We start from the raw sequence: 26,435 nt of genomic DNA on the forward strand, positions 1-26,435 counted from the left end.
ACCCCGTCCCCTGTCGCCCGTGTCACCGGGCGGCCTTCCGAGCTGCCCGAAAACCGTTGCCGATCGGCCGAGAAGCCGCTTCTGAGCAGGGATTTCGAGGGCTTGACGCGAATCTGCGGGCAGCTCAGTCTGTACGACATCCATATCGAGCTAATTACGAACATCGCTCGTTATTTCGGGAGAATAGCCGTGCGGAAATCCCTCACCCTCACCGTCCTGCTGGCCCTGGGCCTCGGCCTCGGCGCCTGCGCCCCCTCCACCGAACAACCCAAGGACAGCACCGACAGCAAGACCGGCACCCTGCGCGTCTGGCTCTTCGACGAGGCCAACCGCGCCGCCAAGGAGGCGGTCGTCAAGGAAGCCGTCGCCGAGTTCACCGCCACCCACCCGGACGTCACCGTCGATGTCAGCTACCTGGCCACCGAGACCCGGGCCGAGAAGTACAAGGGCGCGCTCAGCGACCCGGCCAGCGCGCCGGACGTGACCGAGGTCGGCAACACCGACCTGGCCGGTTTCGTGGCCGCCAACGGCATGGCCGACGTCACCGGGGACCTGAAGACCTGGCCCGAGGGCGCCGACCTGCCGGCGGACCTGGTCAGCACGGTCACCGTCGGCGACAAGGCGTACGGCGTACCGTGGTGGATCGGTGTCCGGGCGCTGTACTACCGCACCGACGTCTTCACCGACCTCGGCCTGCGGCCCCCGACCTCCTACGCGGAACTCGTCGACACGGCCCGCAAGATCCGCGCCGAACGCAAGGACATGCTCGGCATCGCGGTCGGCGGGCTGTACACCTTCGGCGCGATGCCGTTCGTCTGGGACGCCGGGGGCGACATCGCCACCGTCTCGGGCGGCCGGTACACGGCGGCCATCGACTCGCCCGCGTCGAAGGCCGGCATCACCGCCTACACCAACCTGTTCCGCGACGACATCTGCCCGCCGAAGCAGTGCGTGGACCTCACCGGCGGCGGCACCGTCGAGGCGTTCGCCGCCGGCCGGGCCGGTATGGGCATCCTCGGCAACTTCAGCCGGTCCGCCGTGGAGGCCGGTGCGGTGAAGGGCAAGTACGCCGTGGTGCCGCTGCCCGGCGCCAAGCCGGGCTCCATCGCGCCCGCCTTCGCCGGTGGCAGCAGCCTCGGCGTCTTCCGCTCCACCTCGCACCGGACCCTAGCGGTGGAGTTCATGCAGTTGCTGGCCAGCAAGAAGTACGGCCTCAAGCTGTACGACGCGATGGGTTTCGTGCCGGCGATGAAGTCCGCCCGCGCCGAGGTGATCGCCAAGGAGCCGTTCCTCAAGCCGTTCGTCGACACCATGGACGCCGGTACCCGGTTCGTGCCGGTGGACAAGGCGTGGACCACGATCGACGCGGAGAAGATCCTGCCGAACATGTTCCAGAAGGTGATCACCGGACGGGCCAGCGTCGACGCGGCGGCAGCCGAGGCGAACACCCAGATCACCGCGGCGTTCACGAAGTAATGAGCAACTCCGCAACGATCCGCCGGCAGCGGCTGACACCCCTGTGGCTGCTGCTGCCGGCGCTCGCCATCCTGGTGCCGATGTTCGCGTACCCGCTCTACCAGCTCGGCCTGCTCTCCCTGTTCGACTACGGGCAGCCGCAGGTCAGTGGCGGGGTACCGGCACGTTTCCTGGGCCTGGGCAACTTCCGCACGCTGTTCGGGGACCAGGTCTTCTGGACCGTGCTCGGCCAGACCGTGGTCTTCGCGGCCGGCTGTGTGGTCGTCACGCTCGCAGTGGGGGCCGCGCTGGCGGTACTGCTGACCCGGGTCGGCCGGGTCGCCCGCACGACGCTGTCGTTCGCCGCGCTGGCCGCCTGGGCCGCACCGGCGATGACCGGCTCGGTGGTCTGGATGTTCCTGTTCGACAGCAACCTCGGCCTGGTCAACGAGGTGCTCGGCCTGCCCGGCTACAACTGGCTCTACGAACGGAGTGTGGCCTTCGCGCTGGTCGGCGCGGTGGTGGTCTGGCACTCGTTCCCGTTCGTGATGATCACCCTGTACGCCGGCATCCAGGCCATTCCCGAATCGGTACGGGAAGCTGCGGCCCTCGACGGGGCGGGCGCGTTCACCATCTTCCGGCGGATCACCGCACCGATGCTCCGCCCCCTCATCACCATCGTGGTGATCCAGTCGATCATCTGGGACTTCAAGGTGTTCACCCAGATCTACGTGATGACCCGCGGCGGCGGCATCGCCGGACAGAACATGGTGCTCAACGTGTACGCCTACCAGAAGGCGTTCGCCTCGTCCCAGTACGGCCTGGGCTCCGCGATCGGCATCGTGATGACGGTGATCCTGCTCGTGGTCACCCTGTTCTACCTGCGGGCACTGCGCCGCACCGGGGAGGCGCTGTGATCCGCCGCCGAATCGCCGACACCGTGGCCATCGCGGTCGCCGCGCTGACGGTGTTCCCGATCTACTGGATGGTCCTGTCGGCGGTGAAGCCGACCGGCGAGATCCAGTCGGCCGACCCCCGGCCCTGGACCCTGCACCCGACCCTGGACCACTTCCGGTCGGCGCTGGGCGTCAGCGGCTTCGGTCGGTACTTCCTCAACAGCCTCACCGTCGCACTGGCGGTGGTCGTACTCAGTGCGCTGGTGTCGTTCCTGGCGGCGATGGCGCTGACCCGGTTCCGGTTCCGCTCCCGGACCACCATCCTGGTGATGTTCCTGGTCGCGCAGATGGTGCCGGTGGAGGCGCTGAGCATCCCGCTGTTCTTCCAGATCCGCGACCTCGGTCGCACGGTACCCGGGATCGGGTTGAACACCCTCGGCTCGCTGGTCCTGGTCCAGTTGGCGTTCAGCCTGCCGTTCACCATCTGGATGCTGCGCGGCTTCGTGGCGGCGGTACCGGTCGAGGTGGAGGAGGCCGCGACGGTGGACGGCGCGAACCGGCTGACCATCCTGTGGCGCATCCTGTTCCCGCTGGTCGCGCCCGGTCTCGCCGCGACGAGTGTGTTCTCCTTCATCACCGCGTGGAACGACTTCCTGTTCGCCAAGACGTTCATCATCAGCGCCACCGAGAAGCAGACCCTGCCCGCCGCGCTGCTGGTCTTCTTCAAGCCGGACGAGAACGACTGGGGCGGGATCATGGCCGCCTCCACCGTGATGACGATCCCGGTGCTGGTCTTCTTCGTCTTCGTGCGACGTCGGCTGGTGTCCGGGCTCGGCGGGGCGGTGAAGGACTGATGCTGCCCCGACCGGTCACCATGCACCCGCGACCCGGTACGCACACCCTCACCGGGGCGACGACCCTCGGCAGCGACCCGGCCTGCGCCGGGGTGGCCCGGCAGGTGCGGGAGACGCTGTCCCGCTCCACCGGACTGCCGCTGCCCGACGCCGCCCTACCGGGCGCCACCGTCGCGCTCACCGTCGACCCGACCCTGCCCGCCGAGGGTTACCGGCTGCGGGTACGCCCCGACCGGGTGACCATCGACGGCGGTTCACCGGCCGGGGCGTTCTACGGGGTACAGACCCTGCGGCAACTGCTCCCCCCGGCGGTGTACCGGCGGGCACCGGTGGGCACCGGACCGTGGACGGTGCCGTGCGTCGACATCCGGGACGAGCCGCGCTTCGGTTGGCGGGGCTGCATGCTCGACGTCGCCCGGCACTTCATGCCGGTCGCCGGGGTGCTGCGTTTCGTCGACCTGCTCGCCGCGCACAAACTCAACGTGCTGCACCTGCACCTGACCGACGACCAGGGCTGGCGGGTGCAGATCCGGCGCTACCCGCGACTGACCGAGGTCGGCGGGTGGCGCGAGGAGTCGATGGTCGGGTCCCGCCAGCACGAACGCTTCGACGGCCGACCACACGGTGGCTTCTACGACCAGGACGACATCCGGGAGATCGTCGCGTACGCGGCGGAACGGTTCGTCACCGTGGTACCGGAGATCGACCTGCCCGGCCACACCCAGGCCGCCATCGCGGCGTACCCCTGGCTGGGCAACGACCCCGACCAGCCGGCGCAGGTCGCCACCCGCTGGGGTGTCTCCCGCCGGGTCCTCAACGTCTCCGACGAGACCATCACGTTCTTCCGCAACGTGCTGGACGAGGTGATGGACCTGTTCCCCAGCCGGCACATCGGCATCGGCGGTGACGAGTGCGTCAAGGACGAGTGGCGGGCCAGTGCCGCCGCCCAGCGGCGCCTGGCCGAACTCGGTCTACCCGACGAGGACGGGTTGCAGGGCTGGTTCGTCCACCAGTTCCAGCGCCACCTCGCCGCGAACGGCCGGGTGCTGTTCGGTTGGGACGAGATCCTGGAGGGCGACCTCCCGCCGGGGGCGACCGTGGCCGCCTGGCGCGGGCCGGCGCTGGCCGTCGCGGCGGCCCGCGCCGGACACGACGTGGTCGCCTGCTGGGACACCGCCGCCTACCTGGACTACCGGCAGTCCGCCGCACCCGACGAACCGATCCCGGTGGGTACGGTGCTCACCGTCGCCGACGTCCGGGCCTTCGACCCGGTACCCCCCGGGCTCCCCGCCGAGTTGCGACACCGGATCCTCGGCGCCCAGTGCAACCTGTGGACCGAACACGCCGACAGTCCCCGGACCGTCGACTATCTGGCCTTCCCCCGGCTGTCCGCGTTCGCCGAGGCCGTCTGGTCGCCCGGCTCGGCGCCGCCGTGGGACGGTTTCGACCGGCGGCTGGCGGACCACCTGCGACGGTTGGACGCGCTGGGCGTCGAGTACCGCCGGCCCGGCGGGCCGCTGCCGTGGCAGCGGCGGCCGGACGCCGCCGGCTGGCCACGGGAGCGGGCCGACCGGGACGCCGAGTTGGCCACGCTGACCGGCAACGTGCTACCGCCCAGGCCGGGCCCGGCCGGCAACGACCCGCCCCGGCCGGCGCCCGGGCGGTGAGGCGACGGTACGGCGCACGCTGCCACGTCCGTCACGGACACCGTTGCTGCTGCCGACCGGCCGCCGCGACCACGCTTGGTCAGCTGACCAGGGCGACCTGGCCGTTGTCGAGGTCGTACCGGGCGCCGACCACCTGCAACGCGCCCTGGCGGACCCGCTCGGCGATGATCTCACTGCGGTCGAGCAGACTCTGGGCCTGCGCCCTGACGTTGGCCCGGACGGCGTTGTCCACCGGATCGCCCGGCTGGCTCAACACCGGTGCGACGATCGGGCGCAGCGCGTCGACGATCGTGCCGATGTGGCCGGGCGCCGAGCCGCCGTTGCGGATGGCGTCGATGGTCGCGGTGATCGCGCCGCACCGTTCGTGCCCGAGCACGACGATCAGCGGGCTGTGGAACTCCTCCACGGCGAACTCGACACTGCCGAGCAGCAGGTCGTCGACGATGTTGCCGGCAACCCGGTTGTCGAACAGGTCTCCCAGGCCCTGATCGAAGATCACCTCAGGGGCGACCCGGGAGTCGGCGCAGCCGACGATGACGGCGAACGGGTGCTGCCCGGCGGCCAGCCGGTACACGTCCTCCAGGGTCTGTCGGGGGTGCCGGCCGCAGCCGGCGGCGAAGCGCTGGTTGCCCGTCACGAGGCGACCGAGTGCGTCGTCCGGGCTGGTGACCGACGGCCGGACCGGTGCTACGGCGGCCAGCGGAGCGGCGGCGGCCTGCGGAGCGGTGACACCGGCTCCGACGGTGAACGCGGTGGCGCCGCCGGCAGCCAGCAACGAGCGGCGAGAGATGTGGTGATGTCGCACGGTGTTCCTCCTTGGCCTGGAGACCTGGCGGATTCTTCGGCGCCGTCAACGGTGTCGGCCCGTCGGGTGGCAGCACCCTACCCCGACTCAGAGAAGAATATCGATGTGATTCCGCCTGGTGGACGGCGGGCGGTCCGGCTGTGGACACCGTGTACACACATACCGCCCCAGAGGCTGTATCCTTGCGGGATGTCGCTAGCCACCATCCTTCTCACCCTCCCGGTGGTCGCCCTGCTGGCCCAGCCACTCTGGGCGCCCTCCTGGGGCGCGGGCATCCTCGGCGAGGTCACCGCGTTCGGCGTCCCCGGCGCAGTCGCAGCCCTGGCGCTGTTCTTCGGCCTGGTCGCCCTCTACTGCCGGAAGTTGCAGCACCTTCAGGAACGCGTCAGGCCCGATGCCCGGGCGCGGTCCCCACGGTCGGTCTGGTTGATGTTCGCGATCCCGTTCAACTTCGTCGAGGACTTCCGCATCATCGCCGACCTCGGCGGCAGCCTCCGCCGCGACGGCCGCCTATCCGGTTCCGTCATCCGCTCCTGGAAGGTTGTCGGCACGGCGTGGTGCATCCTCCAGATCGCTTCGCTCCTGCCCGGCACCGTCGGGCTGACCTCGGGCCTGCTCGCTGTCGCCGCCTGGGCCTGGCACTGGGGCCACACCGCTCTCCTCGGGCGTCGGTTGACCGCCCCCACCACCGCCTAGACCGGTCCGGCCATGCCTCTCCCCCGCTTCCACAGGTTGCCGGCGACCGAGCAGGAACGCATCCTCGCGGTCGCCACCCGCCAGTTCTCGGTTCGCGGCCTCGCCGACCTGTCGGTCCACGAGGTCGCCGACGAAGCCGGCCTGTCCCGCTCCGCGATGTACAACTACTTCGACGGCAGGGGCGACCTCGTCGATGCCGTTCGTGCCGCTGCCCTCCGGAGGGTCGCCGCGGCACTGGGCGCCTGGGTCGCGCAACCTGATCCCGCAGCGTTCTGGGCCGCCTTCCGCGCCGGCACGCAACAGCTCTCCGCCCTTCTCGCCGAGGCCCCGGAACTCCGCCCGGTCCTGGCCACCGCCACCGGTGGCGGACTCGACGAATGGGTGGATGCCTTCTTCGGGAACGCGGTCACGCTCGGACTCGTGTCCGCACCGCACCGGCTGACGCGGGTGGCCACAGGCGCGATCCTGGCGGCGACGGACGCCGCCGAACTCGCCGAGCCCGGCAGTGTGTCGACGGCCGACGTGGAGGCGCTGCTGCGCGCGGTGTGGTGTGCCTTTCCCCAGGTGGACGACCCGGCGGACTGACCCGCGCCGCCCGCGACGGCAGGGTCCTGCCGTCGTGGAACCGACCGTCACCGACCAAAGAAATCTGTCAATATAACGGAGGGGGTACCGCCGAGGAGAGGCAACCACATGCGACACCTCGAATGGTCGACACCGGACAGTCGACACACCGATCAGCACCCCGTGGACCCGCCGCCCGCGCAATGGACGAGACCGGTCCGCTGCATCGCGCTCACCCTGGTCTCCGTACTCGCATCACTGAGTCTGCCCACGGCGGCGGCCGCCGCACCCGCGACCGCATCCAGCCCGGCTCCCCTGCTCGACACGACCAGCACCGGGGCGCTCCCCGGCAGGTACATCGTGGTGCTCCACGGTGCACCCGGCACCGCCCAGGCCGCCCGCGCCGCCACCGCCGTCGCCCGCGCCGAAGCGGCCGGAGTCCGGATCAGCCACCGGTACCACCGCGCACTCAACGGGTTCGCCGCCCCGCTCACCCCCGCCCAGGTGGCCGCGCTGCGCGCCGACCCCGGCGTCGCCTACCTCGCCGCCGACCAGCGGATCACGGTCGACGACTCCCAGTCGTCGCCGCCGAACTGGGGCCTGGACCGGGTCGACCAGCGCACCCTGCCGCTCAACAGCCAGTACCAGTGGCACAACGGCATCACCGGGGCCGGGGTGACCGCCTACGTGATCGACACCGGCATCCGGGCCACCCACAGCGACTTCGCCGGCCGGGTGGTGCCCGGCTTCTCCGCCGTCGACGCCAGCAACGGCATGACCGACTGCAACGGTCACGGCACGCACGTCGCCGGCACGATCGGCGGGAGCCGCCACGGGGTGGCCAAGGGCGTCCGGCTGGTACCGGTCAAGGTGGTGGCCTGCAACGGCAGCGGTACGGTGTCCGCCACCATCGCCGGAGTCGACTGGGTCAGCCGGCAGACCACCCGACCGGCGGTGGCGAACATGAGCCTCGGCGGCAGCGCCAGCGCGCCCCTGGACACGGCGGTGAACAACTCGATCGGCCAGGGCATCACCTACGTGGTCGCGGCCGGCAACAACGCCGCCGACGCCTGCGGCTACTCACCGGCGCGGGTCTCCTGGGCGATCACCGTCGCGGCGACGGACCGTACGGACAGCCGTGGCTCGTACTCCAACTACGGCACCTGCGTCGACATCTTCGCCCCCGGCACCGGCATCACCTCGACCTGGCACACCTCGGACACCGCCACGAACACACTGAGCGGGACCTCGCAGGCGAGTCCGCACGTGGCCGGCGCGGCGGCACTCTACCTCCAGACCCACCCCAACGACACGATCAGCGACGTGACCAGTTGGATCGTGCTCGAAATGGCAACCCGCAACGTGGTGACCAACACGGGCACCGGCTCACCCAACCGCCTGCTGTACACCCTCGGCGTCAGCAAGTTCGCCACCTGGGCCTGTCTGCCCAACGCCCGGATGCTCAGCGGCGACTTCGACGGCGACGGCCGCGACGACCTCGTGCTCACCGGAGCCGGCGGCGGGTCGATACCCGTCGCGTTCTCCACCGGCAACGGCCGGTTCCGGCTCACCAACCTGCCGCAGCAGCAGTTCGCCGACTGGGCGGCGGTGCCCGGCGTGCAGGCGGTCAGCGGCGACTTCGACGGCGACGGCCGCGACGACCTGGCCCTGGCCGGCGGGGCCGACTGGGCCTGGCTGCCGATCGGCTACTCCAACGGGGACGGCACGTTCCGGGCCACCCCGACCGGCCTGCCGAACTTCCCCGCGCTGGCCCGGGTGACCGGCGCCAAACTGCTCAGCGGCGACTTCGACGGCAACGGCCGCGACGACCTGGCCCTGGCCGGCGGCACCGGCTGGACCACCATCCCGATCGCGTTCTCCCAGACCGACGGTACGTTCACCGTCACCCAGCAGACCGTCACCACCTTCCCCGCCCGCGCGGCCACCACCGGCGCTCGGGTACTCAGTGGCGATGTCAATGCCGACGGCCGCGACGACCTCGTCGCGACCGGGGGCACCGGCTGGACCACCGTCCCGGTCGCCTTCTCCACCGGTGACGGTACGTTCACCGTCACCGACACCGGCGTCGCCGACTTCCCGTCGTACACCGCAGCGAGCCAGGCCAAGGTGACCATCGGCCGGTTCCACGACGCCGGCCCGCAGGCCGACCTGGTGGTCGCCGGCCCGCAGCACCCGTCCTCCACCCCGGTTGCCGTGTCCGACGGCACCGGCGGCTTCAGCGTGGTCAACCGGTCGTACGCCACCTTCCCGGGCTACGCCGCGCAGGCGACGCAGCTGGTCGCCGGGGACTTCGACGGCGACGGCCGGGACGACCTGGCGGTCTCCGGCGGGACGAACTGGCCCTGGATACCGCTGGCCTTCGCCACCGGGGACGGCGGCTTCACCGCGAGCCTGATCCCGATGCCCTGACCCACCGACCGGTACGACCGCAGGCCAGCCAGGGGCATACCCTACGGCGCATGTCACCCCTCGTGACCGGCACCGCCGCGCTGGCCTGCGCCGCCGCCGGCCTGCTGGTCCCCACCGTGGCCCACCGGCTCTCGGTCGCCTACGGCGAGCCGGCCCGGTCCACCTGCGCCGCCTGCGCCGGCCCGCTCCCCGGCGGGGTACCCGGCTGGCTGGCCGCGAGGTGCGGAGGTTGTGCCGCCCGGCTCGGCCCGCCCCGGTGGTCGACCGCCCTGGCCGCCGGGCTGGCCGGTGGGCTGCTCGGCGCGACGCTCGGGCCGGTGACCGAACTCCCTCTCTTCCTGGCGGTCGCCGTGCTCGGGGTCCTGCTCGGCGCCATCGACCTCGCCTGCCGTCGGCTGCCCGACCCGCTGGTGCTGCCGGCCCTGGCCGTGACCCCGGTGCTGTTGGCGGCCGTGGCGGCCGGGACCGGACAGTGGGACGACTGGCTGCGCGGGCTGCTCGCCTGCCTGACCCTGGGTCTGGTGTTCACCGCGATGGCGTTGCTGCCCGGTGGCGGGTTCGGCCTCGGTGATGCCAAGGTCGGTGCCCTGCTGGGCTGGTACCTGGGCTGGCTCGGCTGGGGCACGGTGCTGCTCGGTGCCGTGCTGCCGTGGGTGCTCAACGTGCCACTGCTGCTGTTTCTGCTGGTCACCGGGCGGGCCGGTTGGAAGACGAAGGTGCCATTCGGTCCTGCCCTCCTGACCGGTGCCCTGCTGGCTGTTCCTGCCGCCCGATGGTGGCCGACCATCGGCTAGATCGGCTCCGGCGGCCGACGATGAGCAACCGATCGGCACCCCGGGTCTACCCGATGGAGGGTGATTTCGCAGGTCAAGAGCATGTTCACTGCTTCTGCCTGGTCACCGCCACGGCCCCGTCGGGGCCCCGGCGGCAGCCGCGTATGACATCGCCCCCGTCGGGCGGTCTGGGAGAGGACAACTCTGTGAACAAGCTTGTAGCGAGGTTGCGGCGGGACGAGGGTGCGTCCGCCGTCGAGTACGGCCTGCTGGTCGCGCTGATCGCGGTGGTCATCGCCGCCACGGTCTTCGCTCTCGGTGGCGCGCTGGACGAGAAGTTCGGCGATGTCAGGGACTGCGTCACCGCGACGGAGAACTGCTAGCTCGTCCGGTCATCCCTACCCACCAGCGACGTGTCGGGTGGGTGGGCCGGTCACGGCCCACCCACCCCGCCGAGATCGAGGAGTGCCGTGGACCGGGTTCCTGGTGACACGGGCGACCGCCGACGGGCGCCCGGTGTCCCTCCGGGGAGAGTGCCGGCTGCCGGCCGACCCCGTGACCGGGGCGCGGCGGCGGTCGAGTTCGCCCTCATCCTCCCGGTCGTCCTGCTGGTCATCTTCGCCATCATCGACTTCGGACGGATGCTGAACGCCCAGCTCACGGTGAACCAGGCCGCCCGGGAGGGGGCCCGGGCCACCGCGCTGGCCGGCACGACGCAGGGCGACGCCCGGGTCACCGAGGCCAGCCGGACCATCGGTGCGGTGGACCGGACGATCGAGGACTGTCCCGCCAGTCCCGAGCCCGACGACGACGCGGTCGTCGACGTCGCCTACGACTTCACCTTCGTCACACCGCTGGGGGTCATCGCCGACCTCGGTGACGGTGTGACCCTCCAGGGCCACGGGGTGATGCCATGTCTGCGTTGACCGCACCACAGCGGTCGGACCGCGAGGAGCAGCCGCTCCACCAGGCCGACCGCCAGGAGCAGCCGCTGCGGCGGTCCCGGATCTTCCGCCGCCTGCGCGGGGACGATCAGGGCGCCGCCGGCACCGTCTTCACGATCCTGCTCGCCGGCGGTGTCCTGCTCGGCATGCTCGCCCTGGTCGTGGACGTCGGTCAGCTCTACGCCGAACGCGAGGAGTTGCAGACCGGAGCGGACGCCGCCGCCCTGGCCGTCGCCAAGGCCTGCGCCGACGACCTGGCCGACTGCACGGACGTGAACCGGACGACCATCGCCAGCGACTACGCCGCCGGCAGGAACGCCCGGGACGGCGCCGCCGACGTCCGCATCTGCGGCAACGTACCCGGGCTGGCGGACCTGGTCTCGTGCGACGACGTACCCGCCCCCGACAACCTGACCCGCTGCATCGGCGACCCGCCCGACGACCAGCGCTACCTGGAGGTACGTACCACCACGGCGCTGCCCGACGGGTCGACCCTGCTGCCCCCGTCGTTCGCGCAGACCCTGGCCGGCAACGGCGGGTACGAGGGCGCCACGGTGGCGGCCTGCGCCCGGGTGAGCTGGGGTGCCCCCCGGGCCGGACTGGCGGTGACCTTCTCCCAGTGCGAGTGGAACCGGGCCACCGACAACGGCACGGACTTCCCGCCGGCACCGCCGTACCCGCCGAACGACGTGCCGGCCGCCGGGTACGAGGTGGTGCTCACGCTGCACGACGCGCAGGGCAACCCGGACTGTCCGGCGGGCCCGCCCGGCTGGGACCGCCCCGGCGGCTTCGGCTGGCTGGACGACGGCAGCAGCGCCGACTGCAACACGGCGACCTTCACCGCCGACCCGGGTAGCGACGTCCCCGCCGCGTGCGTCGACGTCCTCGACCCGATCACCGACAGCGCGGCCACCGCCAAGGTGCTCTTCGTCCCGATCTACCGCAAGGTCACCGGCACCGGCCGGAACACCCGGTACGAGATCGCCAGCATGGAGGCGTTCGTACCGACCGGCTACTTCTTCGGCGCCGGGCGGGGCAAGCAGAAGCGGTCCTGGCTGACCGGGCAGGCACACTGCGGGGGCCAGCAACGCTGCATCTACGGCTACTTCGTGGACGTCCGCGTCCCCGGGCCGGTCGACATCGGTGACCTGGACACCGTCGGCGCCACCGTCATCACCCTCATCGGCTGACCGCCGAGATCCCACGAACGACCAGAAGGCTCGCCATGACTCGTCGCATCCTCACGATCATGCTCGCGATGGTGATCGCCGCACTCGGCACCGCCGGCGTGATCTACTACGCGCTGAGCGCGGACGCCCGGGCCCGAGCCGCGATCACCGACGCGGTCACGGTGGCCATCGCCACCGAACGCATCCCGGCCGGTACCACCGGCGCCCGCATCCGCGCCGAGGAACTGGTACGGCTGGAACGGATGCCCCGGTCGTCGGTGCCGAGCACGGCGCTGCCGGCGGTGGGCGCCGAGTTCGACAAGCTCGTCATCACCTCGACCATCAACGCCGGTCAGGTCCTGCTGAAGGCGAACTTCGGCGAACAGGACCAGGTCACCAGCGGCCTGGCCCTGCCGGAGGGGAAGATGGCGGTGACCGTGCAGACCGGCACCCCGCAGCAGGTCGCCGGGTACGTGCGGGCCGGCTCCCAGGTGGCGATCTTCCTCACCTACAAGCTCGTCGACAAGAACGGGGAGGAGAGCAAGATCGAGCGGACCCGGCTGCTGCTGCCCCGGGTCCAGGTGATGGCCGTCGGCTCCTACACCCCGCCCCGCCGGGACACCGAGGACGAGGAGCCGGCCAGGTCCGGCACCGCCAACGGCACCCTGCTGCTCACCCTGGCCGTGGACCAGAAGGAGGCCGAGCGGCTGATCCTCGGTCTGAACACCGGCAGTCTCTACCTCGGCCTGCTCACCGACAGCGTGACCGTCAAGCCGGGCACCGGTGTGGAGAACACCGACCGGGCCGGCGGTGTCAGCTCCATCTTCCCGTAGCGGACACCGGAGTCGATCATGACGATCCTGTACGAGCCGAACCGGCGCGTCGCCCAACAGTTCGCGATGCTCCTCGGCAGCGACACCCTCACCGTGGTGACGTCGTCGGACCTCGCGCGGCTGGTCACCGACCTGCCCGGGGAGTGGCTCGTGGTCCTCGGGCCGGGCGTGGAGCTGGGCGAGGCGATGGCCATGGCCGCCGGGTACCGGCTCAGCCGGCCCAGCCTCGGCGTCGTGCTGATCCGCGCGCAGACGGACGTGGGCGTGCTGGGCGACGCGCTCCGGGCGGGTATCCGGGAGGTGGTACCCGCCGACGACTCGGTGCAGCTGTTGAACGCGTGCGCCCGGTCGGTGGAGATCTCCCGGCAGCTCCTGCCGGTCTCCCCGACCCGTCCCGAGCAGTCCGGGCCGGAAACCGACGCCAAGGTCGTCACCGTCTTCGCGGCCAAGGGCGGCTGCGGCAAGACCACCGTGGCCACGAACCTGGCGGTGGCGCTCGCCGAGGGCGGCCGGCGCCGGGTCGGGCTGATCGACCTCGACCTCGCCTTCGGGGATGTCGCGATCATGCTGCAACTGGTACCGGAGCGCAGCATGGCCGACGCCGTGGGACTCGGTCCCGCCCTCGACGGCCGGGCCGTACGGGCCCTGTTCACCCCGTACGGGCCGGGTGTGGACGCCCTGCTCGCCCCGACCGGCCCGACCGAGGGCGAACAGGTGAAACAGGATCTCGTCACGCAGATCCTGCAGCTGTCCCGGAGCCTGTTCGACTTCGTGGTGATCGACACTCCCCCGCAGTTCAACGACCACGTACTGGTCGCCCTGGACCTCTCCCACCAGCATGTCCTGCTCACCACACCGGACATCCCGGCGCTGAAGAACCTGCGGATCACGCTGGACACCTTCGACCTGCTCAACCTGCCGCAGGAACACCGGCTGGTGGTGCTCAACCGCTCCGACGCCAAGGTCGGCCTGACCTCGGCCGACATCGCCCGGGTCATCCGGACACCGATCGCCGCGTACGTGCCGTCCAGCCGGGACGTCCCGGTCTCCATCAACCGGGGGGTACCCATCGTGCTCGACAACCCGCAGCATCCGGTGAGCCGGGCGATCCAGGACCTCGCCGTCAACCGGCTCGCCGACGGTCAACCGGGCAGGCCGACCGCCCGGGGCCTGCGCGGTCTGCTGGGCAGGGGGCGGCGATGAGCCTGAGCGAACGCCTCGGCCGGCACACCGTGGAGGCCACCGACCGGCGTACCACCGGCCGCTCCACCGGTCCGCTGGCCCAGCTCCGGCGCCGGGTGCACCGGGAACTCCAGGAGATCCTCGGACCTCAGCTCTACAGCGAACGGTCCCCGGAGGTGCTGGAGCGACGGGTACGCGAAACCCTGCAGACCGTCCTCGGCAAGGACGACAACCTGCTCACCGCCGCGGACCGGGCCCAGATCATCTCGGAGATCTGCGACGAGATCCTCGGTCACGGCCCGATCGAGCCCATGCTCCGCGACCCGGACGTCAGCGAGATCATGGTCAACGGACCGGAGAGCATCTTCGTCGAACGGTTCGGCAAGATCCTGCCGGTCGACGCCGCGTTCGTCGACGAGGAACACCTGCGCCGCATCATCGACAAGATCGTCGCGCGGGTGGGCCGGCGGATCGACGAGAGCAGCCCGATGGTGGACGCGCGGCTACCCGACGGCAGCCGGGTCAACGCGGTACTGCCCCCGGTCGCCCTGGACGGGGCGAAACTGACCATCCGCAAGTTCGCCGCCGACCCGTACGGCATCCACGACCTGGTCGCCTTCGGCACCCTCTCCCGGCAGGTGGCCGACCTGCTCGCGGCCTGCGTGCACGGCCGGCAGGACATCCTGATCAGCGGCGGTACCGGCAGCGGCAAGACCACCACCCTCAACGTGCTGTCACAGTTCATCCCGCACACCGAACGGATCATCACGATCGAGGACGCGGCCGAACTGCAACTGCACCAGCCGCACGTGGTGCGGCTGGAGTCCCGGCCGGCGAACGTCGAGGGCCGGGGCGAGGTGAGCATCCGTGACCTGGTGCGCAACGCGCTGCGGATGCGGCCGGACCGGATCGTCGTCGGCGAGGTCCGGGACGGGGCGGCGCTGGACATGTTGCAGGCGATGAACACCGGCCACGACGGTTCGTTGACGACCGTGCACGCCAACTCGCCCCGCGACTCGCTCTCCCGGCTGGAGACCATGGTGCTGATGGCCGGCATGGACCTGCCGATCCGGGCGATCCGTGAGCAGATCTCCTCCGCCGTCGACCTGATCGTGCACCAGAGTCGGCTCCGGGACGGTACCCGCCGGATCACCCACGTCACCGAGGTGGTGGGCATGGAGGGCGACGTGATCAGCCTCCAGGACGTCTTCCTCTACGACCACCGGGCCGGGCAGGACGAGCAGGGCCGGCTGCACGGTTCTCTCCAGCCCACCGGTCTGCGGCCCCGCTTCCTGGAGAAACTCGCCGACACGGGCATCATGCTCGACCCGTCGACGTTCGGCCGCACCACGGCGTTCCGGTGAGCCGGCCGACCAGCGGCCGACGGGGCAGCCGGACGGTTGCCGCCGTCCTCACCGTCCTCGCCGGCCTGACCGCGTTGCTGACCACGACGACCGGCGCGGCGCGGGCCGACAGCACGCTGACCGTGACCGGCCTGGAGGCGGCACCCGGCGTGGTGCGGTTCCTGCTCACCGCCCGGCAGTTGCCCCGCAACGCCGTCCTCGACCCGTCGACGGTGACCGTCACCGTCGGGGACACCGCGCTACCGGCGGATGCCGTTGCGGTGAGCCGCTCGGAGGGCAAACTGCCACCCCGGGCCCTGATGGTCGTCCTGGACGTGAGCGGATCGGTGGCCGGGGAACGGCTGGCGGCGGCCCGCGCCGCCGCCCGGGCCCTGGCCACCGCGCTGCCCGCCGACGTCCGACTCGGGTTGGTCGCGGTCACCGGCACCCCGGCCGTGCTGCTCGCACCGACCGACGACCGGGACGCGTTCACCGCCGCGCTCGACCGGCTCGACGCCCGAGGCGACACCGCGCTGTACGACGGGGTGCTGCTCGGCGCCGACACCCTCACCGGAGCCGGCTTCGGCCCCGACTCCGACCGGCGGATCCTGGTCCTCTCCGACGGCGCGGACACCGCCTCGCAGATCCCGCTGTCCCGGCTCACCGGCACGCTGGCTGCCGCCGGAGTGCCCACCGACGTGGTGGCCTTCCGGGCCGCCCCGGCCGGCCTGGCCAACCTGCGCACGATCAGCCGGGCCACCGGTGGTAACCTGCTCACCGCCGCCACCAGCACGGCGTTGACCAACACCTTCCGGGCGGCTGCGGCAACCTTCTCGCTGGTGCTCGCCGTGGAGGCGCGGGTACCCAACGAACTGGCCCGCCGTGACGGCGACCTGCGGGTCGCGGTGACGGTCGCCGGCACGCCCCTGACGACCACCGTGCCGGTCACCCTCGCCGGCCCGGTCGACGATCCCGCGACGACCCTGTCCGCGCCGTCGCGGCCCTGGTTGCCCGGCTGGGCCATCTGGGCGGCGGTCGCCGGCTTCTTCACCAGTGTGCTGGTCCTGGTGCTCGTGCTGGCCTGGCCCCGCTCCGGCAAGGAGCAGCGGATCAGTCAGATCGACCAGTTCGGGCCGGCGGGCGCACCCCGCTCCCCGGTCGTCCCGACCGCCACCGTCGGCACGGCGTTGACCAGGACCGCCCTGGCCGCCAGCGAGTCCTTCGTCCGGTCCCGGAACCTGGAGACCCGGATCGCCCTGCGGATGGAACAGGCCGGGCTGCGGCTGCGTCCCCACGAGTGGGTGCTGCTGCACGGCAGCGCGGTGGTGACCGGCGGCGCTCTCGGCGTCCTCGCCTTCGGTTGGCTCGGTCTGCTGGCCGGTCCGTTGGCGGGTTGGCTGGCCCCCCGCCTCTACCAGAGCATCCGCGCCGACCGCCGGTCCCAGCAGTTCGCCGAGCAGTTGCCCGAGGCACTGCAACTGGTCGGCGGGTCGCTGCGCTCCGGCCTGTCGCTCGGGCAGGCGTTGGACGCGGTGGTCCGTGAGTCGGCGGAACCGATCTCGGTGGAGTTCGGGCGGGCGCTGGCCGAGCACCGGCTGGGTGCCGACCTGCCCGAGGCGCTCGAACGGGTCGCCGAACGGGTCCGCAGCGAGGACCTCAGGTGGGTGGTCATGGCGGTACGGATCCAACGTGACGTCGGCGGCAACCTCGCCGAGGTCCTCCAGACGGCGGTCGAGACGATGCGGGAACGGTCCCGCCTCCGGCGGCACGTCCGGTCCCTCAGCGCCGAGGGGCGGCTCTCCGCGTACGTGCTGGTCGGCCTGCCGATCGTGCTCGGTCTGTTCATGTTCGTCTTCCGTCGGGAGTACATGGCACCCCTGGTGACCGACCCGCTGGGCATCGTGATGCTGCTGGTCGGACTGGTCCTGCTGCTGGTCGGGATGGTCTGGATGGCCCGTGTGGTCAAGGTGGAGGTCTGAGGTGGACGCGACGACACTTCTGCTGGTGGCCGGCGGGGCCTTCTTCGTCGGTCTGGTCGTCGTCGTGGTCGTCGTGGCCACCGCGAGTTTCCACCGGGTGGGCGTGGCCAGGGGCCTGAGCGCCATCGACCAGGTCTACGCGGCCGGTTCGGCGAACCCGGCCGAGGAGAACTTCACCGACCGGGTGGCGGGTCCGTTGGGCGCCCGGATGATCCGGATCGGCCGGGCGGTGACCCCGGCCGGTACGGTCGGCCGGCTCCGCCGCTGGCTCGACTACGCGGGCAACCCGCCGTACTGGACCATCGACCGGGTCTACGAGATCAAGGGGCTGGCGCTGATCGGGGCCGCGACGGTCGGCGTGCTCACCGGGATGCTGCTCTCCGGTGTCCCCGGCGCGCTGATCGGCGGCCTGCTCGGGGCGGTACTCGGCTACTACCTGCCGGATCTGGTCGTCTACGAGCTGGCGGACCGCCGGCAGGAGAGCATCCGCAGGACACTGCCGGACATCCTCGACACCCTCACCGTCAACGTGGAGGCGGGGCTCGGTTTCGACGCCGCGCTCGCCCAGGTGACGCACTACGGCCGGGGACCGATGGCCAGCGAGTTCGCCCGTACCCTCCAGGAGATCCAACTCGGCCTCAGCCGGGCGGAGGCCCTGCGCGCGCTCGGCCGACGGTCCAGGGTCATCGAGTTGAAGACCTTCTGCGCGATCGTCGTGCAGGCCACCGAGCTCGGTATCCCGATCGCCAACGTGCTCCGCGAGCAGTCGAAGGAGATGCGCATCCGGCGCCGGCAACGCGCCGAGGAACTGGCCCAGAAGGTACCGGTGAAGATCCTCTTCCCGCTGGTCTTCTGTCTCTTCCCCGCCCTGTTCATCGTGGTACTCGGACCCGGCATCATCAACATCCTGAACAGCGGTCTGTTCTCCTGACCCGATGCGGACGGGCCGCCCCCCGACCAGCGGGGGGCGGCCCGTCCGGACCTACCTCACTTCGCCTGCACCAGGGCCGCACCCGGCTTGAGCGGTACCGCACCGGAGGTGCTCCAGAGCACCGACCCGGTGAGGGACAGCACCTTCACCCGTACGGTGTCGGTGGCCGGCCTGCCGTCGACGGTGCCGCCGTCGACGACGACCGCCTCGAACGTGACGGGCTTGCCGTTCCACAGCCCGACGCCGGTCACCGTCGCCGTGCTGCCGGTGATGCCCACCCGGCTGACCGTGCCGAGCAGCGTCGACCTGCGGGCGGCGTCGTTCAGCGCGACCACGCCCCAGCTGGCCTTCCCGGTGTAGCCGGCGAGCCCGAACCGCACGTCGCTGCCGAGCTTCCCGCCGGCCAGGACCAGGCCGCCGGTCGCCGTCGGGTCCCGGACGACGATGGTGGCCTGCGCGGTTCCGCTCGCCCCGTCGTCGTCGGTGCCGGTCACGGTGACCGTGTAGACGCCCGCCTTGGCGTACGTCACGGACGCCGTGCCACCGGTCCTCGGCGCCGACCCGTCACCCGCGTCGATCCGCAGGGCCGTGGTGTCGTTGGCGCCCGGATCGGTGCCCTCGGCGCGTACCTCCACCGCCTGTCCCGGCAGCACGACGGTGCCGTCCGTCGGGGCCGCGATGGTCACCGTCGGCGCGCCGTTGCCCACGGTGAGCGTGGCCGCGTCGGTGGTCGTACCGCCCGGTGAGGTGGCGGTCAGCACGAGCCGCCAGGTGCCGTCGTCAGTGCAGGTGACCGTGGTGCTGACCGCCGCCGGGTCGGCGACGGTACAGGTGGCACCGGAGTCCACGCCGGACACCGGCTGCACCGTCCAGGCTGCCGTCGCGCCGGCACTGACCGTACCGGTGACCGCCACGGCGGCACCCTCGGTACCGCTGCGGTCGTCCCCGGCGTCGGCGGTCGGCGCCGGTTCGCCCGGTCCGTCGCCGGCCAGGACCACCCAGCTCGTGACGGTCGCGGTCATGCCGCTGCCGTCCCGGACGGTGTACCGGAACTCCAGCGGTGCGGTCGTACCGGCCACCGTGGCGGCCAGGTGGTCGCCGTCGAGCTGGGCCGTACCACCGGACACCGCCTCGACTGTGGTGATCGTCAGCTCGTCGCCCTCCGGGTCGACGTCGTTGGCCAGCAGTTCGGTCAGCGGGAACCGGACCGTCGTCCCGGCCGCCGTACCGTCCGGCGCGGAGCGGGTCTCCCCGCCGAGCAGCGGGGCGCGGCTGCCCACGGTGACGGTCACCTGGGCGACCGGACCGTTGCCGGCGCGTACCCCGATCCGGGTCGTGCCGACGAAGCCGGCGGCCGGTTCGTAGCGCAGGTCGGTGCCGGTGATGCTGGCCCTGCCCTGCTCGGGGGCGACAGCGACGGCCAGGTCGGCCGGACCGCCGTCGGTGTTGCGGACCTCCAGCGGCACCTCGACGGCGGTGTCCACCGCGGTCTTCGCCGTGGCGTCGCCGACCGTGGCCGGTTCGTCGTCCACGGTCCACCGGCCATTCTGGCTGACCCGGCTGGTCACCCCGTCGGCCACCACCGTGACGTCGACCGTCGAGCCGGCCGGCAGGGCGGGTGCGACCGCGGTGACCGCGCCGTCCTCGCCCACGGTGAAGGAGGTCGCCGGTACGTCGCCGAACCGGACCTCGTCCACCGAGTGCAGCAGCTGACCGGAGAGGCGTACCTCGCTGCCACCGGCAGCCGGACCGTGCGCCGGCCACACCCCGGTCAGCTCGGGCGCCGGTGCCGGCAGCACCGTCACCTCCAGTTCGGTCCAGGAGTACCGGTCCGGGTCGTCGTCCTTGGCCCAGACGCCGACCCGGTAGGTGCCCGGCGTGGTCCAGGTGTGGGTGGGCGTGACGGACCAGCCCTCCGGTACCCGGCGGACCGGCTGGTCGAGGGTCATGTCCGAGCCGTCGGCCCAGTCGACGTCGGTGCGCATCGCCGCGCCGTCGGCGTCGGTGATGAGGACCGTGTCCAGCCGGGTCGGCTGGCCGACCACGGTACGCAGCGGCGACACCCTGATCGTCGGCAGCGTGTTGGTGGCGGTGACGGTGGCGGTGCCGGTGGCCGCCGTGCCGTCGGCGAGGACGGCCCGGACCGCCACCGTCGAGGTGCCGTCCTTGCCGATGGTGTGGTCGGCGCTCGGTCCGGCGGCGTCGTCGTACCCGCCGTCACCGTCGAGATCCCAGAAGTACAGCGGGATCTCGCCGTTCGGCCGGGTGCCACCGCCCGCGTTGACGGTGATGCGTTGACCCTCGACACCGGTGTACGGGCCACCGGCGTCGGCCAGGGACGGCTCCTTTACCGGGGGTTGCTCCTCGTCGACCAGCGGTTGCCAGTCCCAGCCGGTCGCAGAGTCCCAGGACGGGTCCCCGGTGGAGGTGTTGTCGTAGTCGGTGAACAGCTTGTTCTGCGTGCCGTCGGCGTTCAGCAGCGCCAGGTCGTACCGCTGGTAGCCGCCGACCGGCCGGCCGGCGAGCCAGCCGCCGTCGTGCGGGTTCGGCTCGGCGCCGTACAGGGTGCTGACCCGGGAGTAGCCGGTACCGTCCGGGCGGATCGCCCAGGTCTGGCCCTGGTTCGCGCCGCCGCGCGGGGTGACCAGCAGTTCGCCGTCGGGCGACCAGCCGAAGAGGTTGAGCGGTTCCTCCGGCACCGGTACCTTCGTGAACTCCTTGCCGGCCAGGTCGTACACCCACAGCGACGCCGTGCCGCCACCGGCCGAGTAGAGGGCCAGCTTCTTGCCGTCGGGAGAGAAGTGCGGGCAGGAGTACGCCCAGGTCATCACCCCGTCCGGCCGGTCCTCGATCGTCGTCCGTTCGCCGGTGGCGACGTCGAACAGGGTGACCCAGTAGCCGTCGCCGACGGTGGCGACGGTCTTGCCGTCCGGCGACCAGTCGGGGCAGGTCCAGCTGGAGAACGCCGGGGCGTACGCGAGGGTCTGCTCGCCGGTGCCGTCCGGTTCGCTGACCACCAGGTCCCGGTAGTGGATCCAGGCCAGCTTCCTGCCGTCCGGGGAGAAGTCCGGGTCGGGCTGGTGCTGGAGCATCGACTGCACGACGGTGCGTTCACCGGTCGCCGGGTCCAGGACGACCAGCGAGTAACGGTAGTTGCTGGTCCCGGAGGTGAAGTAGTTCTCCTCCTCCAGGGCGATCCGGCCGGCCTTCGGCCGGGCCCCGATCCGGGTGGTGGCGGTAGCGCTGCCGGTCAGCACACCGTCGCCGGTCACCACCCGCAGCTGCACGGTCCTGCCGGCGAGCGCGCCCTCGATCGGCAGGGTCGCCTCGGTGGCCTTCGTGTCGGTGAGCACCGGCAGCCAGCTCGTCCCGCCGTCGACGCTCATCTCGACGGTCGAGTACAGGTCGGCGGTGGAGGTGTCGGCGTCGGTCGCGGTCCAGCTGACCTGGAGGTCGCTACCGGCCGGGAGGTCCGTCGGTGCCTGCACCGTGACCTGCGGTGCCTGGGCGGAGACGGTGCGGCTGACGAGCACCTTGTCGCCCCGGCGGAGCTGGATCGTCCGGGTGCCGTCCAGCCAGGGGGCCAGCTCGCTCAGTCCGGCGCTGTCGACACTGTCCTCGGGTTGTTCGGCGACGTGCCCCGGGGTGAGTCCGACGGTGCCCAGCACCGAGCCGTTCCCGTCGAGGTAGCGCAGTTCGTAGCTGCCCTCGCCGCCGAGGCCGACGGTGGTGGCGGCTTCGCGTACCGACAGCGGGGAGAGCCGTACCTGGTCCGGCCGGTCGAGGTTGTCGACGGTCATCGACACCAGCAGGGAGCGCTGCGCCGCGAGGGTGCCGCGCTGGCCGTTCGCCGCCCGGGCCGCGAACCGCTTCTGCAGGTAGCCGAAGGTGCTCGCGGAGATCCACGACGGGGGCGCGAGCTGGCGGGCCATGAAGTCGCCACCGTCGCGTACCTCGCGCTCGTCCACCCGGTAGCCGGGCGCGCCGAGGCCCTCGACGTGCTCCAGGCCCCAGGTGTGTCCCACCTCGTGGGCCAGGGCCTCCGCCTGGTAGTAGGCGGTTTCGATGATGGCGCTGCGGGTGGGGGCGCCGTCGTCGTTCTTCGCGCCGACGAACGCCGCGCCGGCCGCGTAGAAGTTCATGTCGTCGATGAGCAGCTTCGGCCGCCCGACCCCGACCACCAGGTCGTGCCCGGTCGCGGTGGCCATCTTGTTCAGCAGGCCCAGGGTCAGCGAGACCGAGTCGCCCACCTCGCCGCGTACCGCCCGGACGACGGTGGCGCAGGAGGTGCTGGCCTCGATGCCGAGGTCGCGTACCGGCAGGGCAGCCTGGAGGTAGGCGGTGCTCTCGTCGGCGGTCTGCTTGACCTCCCGGCAGGACGGTGCACTGCCCGCGCTGTTGCCCAGGGGCACGTACAGGATGCGCAGGTCACGTCCCGGTCGTACCGGGACCGCCGCCGAGGTCAGACTGTCGTTGCCGGCGTCGCTGTCGCCGCCGGTGACCCGGACGGTCGCCTCGAACGACTGCCCGTCGGCGGGCAGCAGCGGGTCGTCGGACGGCATCAGGTGGACGACGTTACGCCCACCGAGCAGGCCCACCCGCTGGGTGAAGGTCCGGGTACCGCCCTCGACACCGCGTACGGTCACCTCGACCGGGTAGGTCGCCGCCCGGCCGGTGGTGTTGAGGATCTCGGCCCGGACCGCCACCGACTTGCCGGCCACGACCACCGTCGGGGCGTCCGGGGCCTGTACCGGGGTGACCGCGCGTACCGCGATGCCCGGTTCACCGACGGGCACCAGTCGGCCGTACACCTCCCAGGTGGAGGTGCGGGTACGCGTCGGGTCGGTGTTCTCCACGAAGACCGAGGCGAGACCGGTGGAGGTGCCCACCGAACGCGACTCGGCGGCCCACAGGCCGGTGCGGGCCGACAGCCCGACGTCGGTGCCGATCGCCGGGGCGGCACCCGGCTTGGCCGAGATCGGGGTGGCCACCCGGTCCGCGTCGACGTTGCGGGTCAGCACCACGTCGGCGCCCTTGGGCAGGCTGGCGCCACCCGCCGGGGCCGGGGCCGGGAGGGTGCGGTCGCCGACCGGGGCCGGCAGCTTCGCGGTGATCTCCTCGGCGAGCCGGCGTCCGTACACCTCGTGTCCGGCGACGTTGGGGTGGAAGCCACCCTTCTCGTCGTCCTGGCTGTCGAGGGACTGCCCGATCTGGACGACCCAGTTGTCCCGGGCGCAGTACCCGTGCGGCCGGAACTCGTCGGCGATGCCGTCGGCGAAGGTCCAGCCGTGCTTGCCGGCGGCGAAGGCGACCTGGGTGTTGAGCACGCTCACCACGTTCCGGTACGCCCACTCGGCCTCCTCGTCGGTGACGAGGGTCCCGACGCCGTTGGCCACGCAGCGCAGGTTGATCGCACCGGTCTCGTCGTGCGCCGGGTCGAAGTACTGCGAGATGGCCGTCACGGTCGGCTTCAGCTTGGCGTCGATCGCCTCGTCGAGGGCCCGGTAGTGGTCGGGCAGTACGGCCAGCCGCTGCTCCAGCGCCTCCCCGGTGGAGACCCCGGTGCAGTCGGTGGTGATGCAGTCCTTGACCACGGCCGAGAAGCGCAGGTCGTTGGCGCCGATGGAGACGGTGAGCGCGTCGATGCCCCGGCCGGCGGTGAGTCGGGCCGCCGCGTCGACCTGAGGTTCGATCGGGGCGCCGGGGACCACCCCGACGTACGGGGTGAGCAGGCCACCCTCGGTGGTGTCCCCGGTGACGAACGGCAGGACGGAGGCGCCCGAGCAGGCGAGGTGCAGGAAGGTAACCGAGCTGCGCCGGTCGGCCTGTTCCAGGCGCAGTGCCGCCCTGGACGGACCGGACCGGGCGGACCGGTGGCACTGCTCGTTCTGCCAGCGGGCCGGGGTGTCGCCCTGCTGGGGTACGTCCGGTACGCCCTCGCCGGAGGCGACCGAGTCGCCGATGCTGACCACCAGGTGGTCCCGGACGGTCACCTTGGCCGTGGTCCGGGCGGACTCGCCGTCCTGGGTCCTGACCTCCAGCGTGGTGTCGTACTCGCCCTCGGCCAGCCGGACCCGCTTGCGGCAGGTGTCCGCGCTGACGGTCTGCCCGCCGATGCTCCAGCGGTACTCGGTGACCGGGCTGTCCCCGCCCTCGGCGGCACAGGCGTCCAGGTCGACGTCGAACTCACGCTGCCCGACGAACCCGGCGTCCTGGTGCTCGTCGATCAGGCCGTCGTTGTCGGCGTCCACCCCGTACCGGTCGGGCATGCTCCAGTCGATGCGGGCCGTCGGGGTGCGACGGTTGCCGGGCTCGGTGCGGGCCAGTTGGGCTGCGGAGCCGAGCGGGTTGTTCGACGGCCGCAGGGTCCGGCCGGTGTGCCAGGTCCGTCCGTCGGAGCTGGTGGCGACGTGGGTCTGCCCCGCCCAGTCGACGTAGTCCTCCCAGGTGACGTACGCCAGACCCCGGTCGACCTCCACGTCGCCCAGCCGGGGGTGGCGGGCGGTGGTGGAGATCGGGGCACTGGCCACCGTCCGCTGCCTGCCGTCGTGGATCACCGCGCCGTACGGCAGGTTGCCGCCGCCCGAGGCCCGCGTGTCGACCCAGGCGGCGGCGACGACCGGTCCGGCGGCGGCCACGCTGATCTCTCCCGACCGGGTACCGCCGCTGTCGAACCCGTCCACGATCACGTCGCCGTCCGGGCGGACCTGTGCGATTTTCGCCCCACCGCCGTTGCGCGGCGTCCAGCCGATCCAGGCACTGCCGTCCGCGGCGGCGAGGTAGTCGCCGTCGTTCTGCGCGGCGTCCGTGGTGATGGTCTGCATGTCACGCCAGGTGCGGCCGTGGTCGTCCGAACGACGCAGGGACAGCCGGCCGTCCCCGGAGATCCAGGTCACCACCGCGGAGTCGTCGTCGAGGAACTCGACCTGCGGGTCGACGCTCTCCTCGGGGTCCTCGACGATCATCTGCCGGGGACCGAACGACCGGCCGCCGTCGTGGCTGGCGTACAGGTGCACGTCGTGGTTGCCGATGCGGTGGACGTCGCCGTCGACCAGCGCGTTGGACTGGAACGCGACGAGGATGTCCTGGCCCCGGACCGCGACCGACGGGTGCTTGGCCCCGTGCAACGGCCCGCTGGCCAGCGTGATGTTCTTCCGGGTCTGCCAGGTCACGCCGCCGTCGAGGCTCTGCCGGATGACGAGGTCGTCGTAGCCGGTGGGGGACATCCCCTGGTCCACCCAGGCGGCCACCACGTGGTCGCCGTCGGCGGCGACCGCCGGGTGGGCGCTGACGCCGGTCGGGGTGTCCGAAAGGACGATCTTGTCGAGCTCGCCGACCGGGTCGGCGGACACCGGCCCGGCGGGCAGCACGGCGGAGGGCAGCGCCAACAGTAGGGAGAATACCGCCAGACAGGCGGTATACCGGTCAAGTGCCTTTCGTCGGGCACGGGGCATTACGGGGTCCTTACCACGAAGAGGTGACGGTTGGGCCCGGCGTCCTACCCGGACACTGGCCCAATCGGCCACTCTCGCCGCGCGCACCGGCCACCACCAGGCACACCACCCGTACAGTTCGCAGCGTACGAGCACTGTGCGGGTCAAGATCCTGACTGCTCGGCGCCCTGCGGCTCCGTACAATCGCTGCGTGATCACTCAGGACACCGACCCGGACACCCCACATCCGGTGCCCTTCGGTGTCCAGTTGCGCACGCTGCGCGAACGGGCCGGGCTGACCCAGGAGGAGCTGGCCGAACGCGCCGGGGTCACCGCCCACGCGGTCAGCGCCCTGGAGCGCGGCATCCGCAGCCGCCCGTACCCACGGACGGTGCGCTCGCTGGCCGGCGCGCTCGGGATCTCGGCCACCGACCGGGCGGCCCTGCTGGCCGCGAGCCTCCCCCGACCCCGCACCGCGGAC

At 71.8% G+C, this 26,435-nt stretch carries 19 protein-coding genes; 17 read left to right on the forward strand and 2 right to left on the reverse strand.

What is annotated here, in order from left to right; translation table 11 throughout:
- The first annotated feature begins 189 nt into the window (after positions 1-189).
- From GSF22_RS09450 to GSF22_RS09465, 4 genes are read left to right on the forward strand one after another with little or no spacing between them, the layout of a single operon-like run.
- Positions 190-1,476 (forward strand): extracellular solute-binding protein, encoded by a 1,287-nt coding sequence (locus GSF22_RS09450; protein WP_307803863.1) that lies wholly within the window; start codon positions 190-192, stop codon positions 1,474-1,476.
- On the forward strand, positions 1,476-2,372 hold the full coding sequence (locus GSF22_RS09455; RefSeq protein WP_208812961.1) for a carbohydrate ABC transporter permease: 897 nt from the start codon (positions 1,476-1,478) through the stop codon (positions 2,370-2,372). The genes GSF22_RS09450 and GSF22_RS09455 overlap by 1 nt, the downstream gene beginning before the upstream one ends.
- Positions 2,369-3,205, forward strand: coding sequence for a carbohydrate ABC transporter permease (locus tag GSF22_RS09460; RefSeq protein WP_208812963.1), 837 nt, complete (start codon positions 2,369-2,371; stop codon positions 3,203-3,205). The genes GSF22_RS09455 and GSF22_RS09460 overlap by 4 nt, the downstream gene beginning before the upstream one ends.
- On the forward strand, positions 3,205-4,872 hold the full coding sequence (locus GSF22_RS09465; protein WP_208812966.1) for a beta-N-acetylhexosaminidase: 1,668 nt from the start codon (positions 3,205-3,207) through the stop codon (positions 4,870-4,872). Before GSF22_RS09460 ends, GSF22_RS09465 begins: the two co-directional genes overlap by 1 nt.
- Before the next feature lie 79 nt (positions 4,873-4,951).
- Here GSF22_RS09465 and GSF22_RS09470 read toward each other — a convergent pair whose 3' ends face one another.
- The gene (locus GSF22_RS09470) at positions 4,952-5,677 is read right to left on the reverse strand and encodes a carbonic anhydrase (RefSeq protein WP_208812968.1); all 726 of its coding nucleotides are present in this window, start codon (positions 5,675-5,677) and stop codon (positions 4,952-4,954) included.
- Positions 5,678-5,866: 189 nt separating this feature from the next.
- Between GSF22_RS09470 and GSF22_RS09475 the strand changes: the two genes are divergently transcribed.
- The 12 genes from GSF22_RS09475 to GSF22_RS35645 all read left to right on the forward strand — a co-directional run bounded on the left by GSF22_RS09475 (position 5,867) and on the right by GSF22_RS35645 (position 18,521).
- On the forward strand, positions 5,867-6,373 hold the full coding sequence (locus GSF22_RS09475; RefSeq protein WP_208812970.1) for a hypothetical protein: 507 nt from the start codon (positions 5,867-5,869) through the stop codon (positions 6,371-6,373).
- Between the two features lie 12 nt (positions 6,374-6,385).
- On the forward strand, positions 6,386-6,958 hold the full coding sequence (locus GSF22_RS09480) for a TetR/AcrR family transcriptional regulator (protein ID WP_208812972.1): 573 nt from the start codon (positions 6,386-6,388) through the stop codon (positions 6,956-6,958).
- 108 nt (positions 6,959-7,066) lie between these two features.
- Positions 7,067-9,367 (forward strand): S8 family serine peptidase, encoded by a 2,301-nt coding sequence (locus GSF22_RS09485; protein WP_208812974.1) that lies wholly within the window; start codon positions 7,067-7,069, stop codon positions 9,365-9,367.
- 50 nt (positions 9,368-9,417) lie between these two features.
- Positions 9,418-10,161: a prepilin peptidase gene (locus GSF22_RS09490; protein ID WP_208812976.1), complete on the forward strand. Its 744-nt coding sequence runs from the start codon at positions 9,418-9,420 to the stop codon at positions 10,159-10,161.
- 185 nt (positions 10,162-10,346) lie between these two features.
- Entirely contained in the window at positions 10,347-10,523 is a 177-nt protein-coding gene (locus tag GSF22_RS09495; RefSeq protein ID WP_307803864.1) for a Flp family type IVb pilin, read from the forward strand.
- Between the two features lie 150 nt (positions 10,524-10,673).
- Positions 10,674-11,066 (forward strand): TadE/TadG family type IV pilus assembly protein, encoded by a 393-nt coding sequence (locus tag GSF22_RS09500; protein WP_208812979.1) that lies wholly within the window; start codon positions 10,674-10,676, stop codon positions 11,064-11,066.
- Entirely contained in the window at positions 11,054-12,274 is a 1,221-nt protein-coding gene (locus tag GSF22_RS09505; protein WP_208812981.1) for a pilus assembly protein TadG-related protein, read from the forward strand. The genes GSF22_RS09500 and GSF22_RS09505 overlap by 13 nt, the downstream gene beginning before the upstream one ends.
- Before the next feature lie 35 nt (positions 12,275-12,309).
- On the forward strand, positions 12,310-13,086 hold the full coding sequence (cpaB, locus tag GSF22_RS09510; protein WP_208812983.1) for a Flp pilus assembly protein CpaB: 777 nt from the start codon (positions 12,310-12,312) through the stop codon (positions 13,084-13,086).
- Positions 13,087-13,104: 18 nt separating this feature from the next.
- Positions 13,105-14,289 (forward strand): AAA family ATPase, encoded by a 1,185-nt coding sequence (locus GSF22_RS09515; protein WP_208812985.1) that lies wholly within the window; start codon positions 13,105-13,107, stop codon positions 14,287-14,289.
- Complete coding sequence (locus GSF22_RS09520; RefSeq protein ID WP_208812987.1) at positions 14,286-15,632, forward strand: CpaF family protein; 1,347 nt, start codon at positions 14,286-14,288, stop codon at positions 15,630-15,632. Before GSF22_RS09515 ends, GSF22_RS09520 begins: the two co-directional genes overlap by 4 nt.
- Entirely contained in the window at positions 15,629-17,590 is a 1,962-nt protein-coding gene (locus GSF22_RS09525) for a type II secretion system F family protein (protein WP_208812989.1), read from the forward strand. The genes GSF22_RS09520 and GSF22_RS09525 overlap by 4 nt, the downstream gene beginning before the upstream one ends.
- A 1-nt stretch (position 17,591) precedes the next feature.
- Positions 17,592-18,521 carry a type II secretion system F family protein gene (locus tag GSF22_RS35645; protein WP_208812991.1) on the forward strand — a complete coding sequence of 310 codons (930 nt, stop codon included), beginning with the start codon at positions 17,592-17,594 and terminating at the stop codon, positions 18,519-18,521.
- Between the two features lie 56 nt (positions 18,522-18,577).
- Here the strand turns inward: GSF22_RS35645 and GSF22_RS09535 are convergent, their stop codons facing one another.
- The gene (locus tag GSF22_RS09535) at positions 18,578-25,909 is read right to left on the reverse strand and encodes a PKD domain-containing protein (RefSeq protein WP_208812993.1); all 7,332 of its coding nucleotides are present in this window, start codon (positions 25,907-25,909) and stop codon (positions 18,578-18,580) included.
- 256 nt (positions 25,910-26,165) lie between these two features.
- Between GSF22_RS09535 and GSF22_RS09540 the strand changes: the two genes are divergently transcribed.
- On the forward strand, positions 26,166-26,435 hold a 270-nt coding region (locus tag GSF22_RS09540), incomplete at its 3' end, for a helix-turn-helix domain-containing protein (protein ID WP_208812995.1).

Origin of the sequence: Micromonospora echinofusca, from assembly GCF_017614955.1 — a bacterium.
In the GTDB taxonomy this organism is placed as follows: Bacteria; Actinomycetota; Actinomycetes; order Mycobacteriales; family Micromonosporaceae; genus Micromonospora; species Micromonospora echinofusca_A.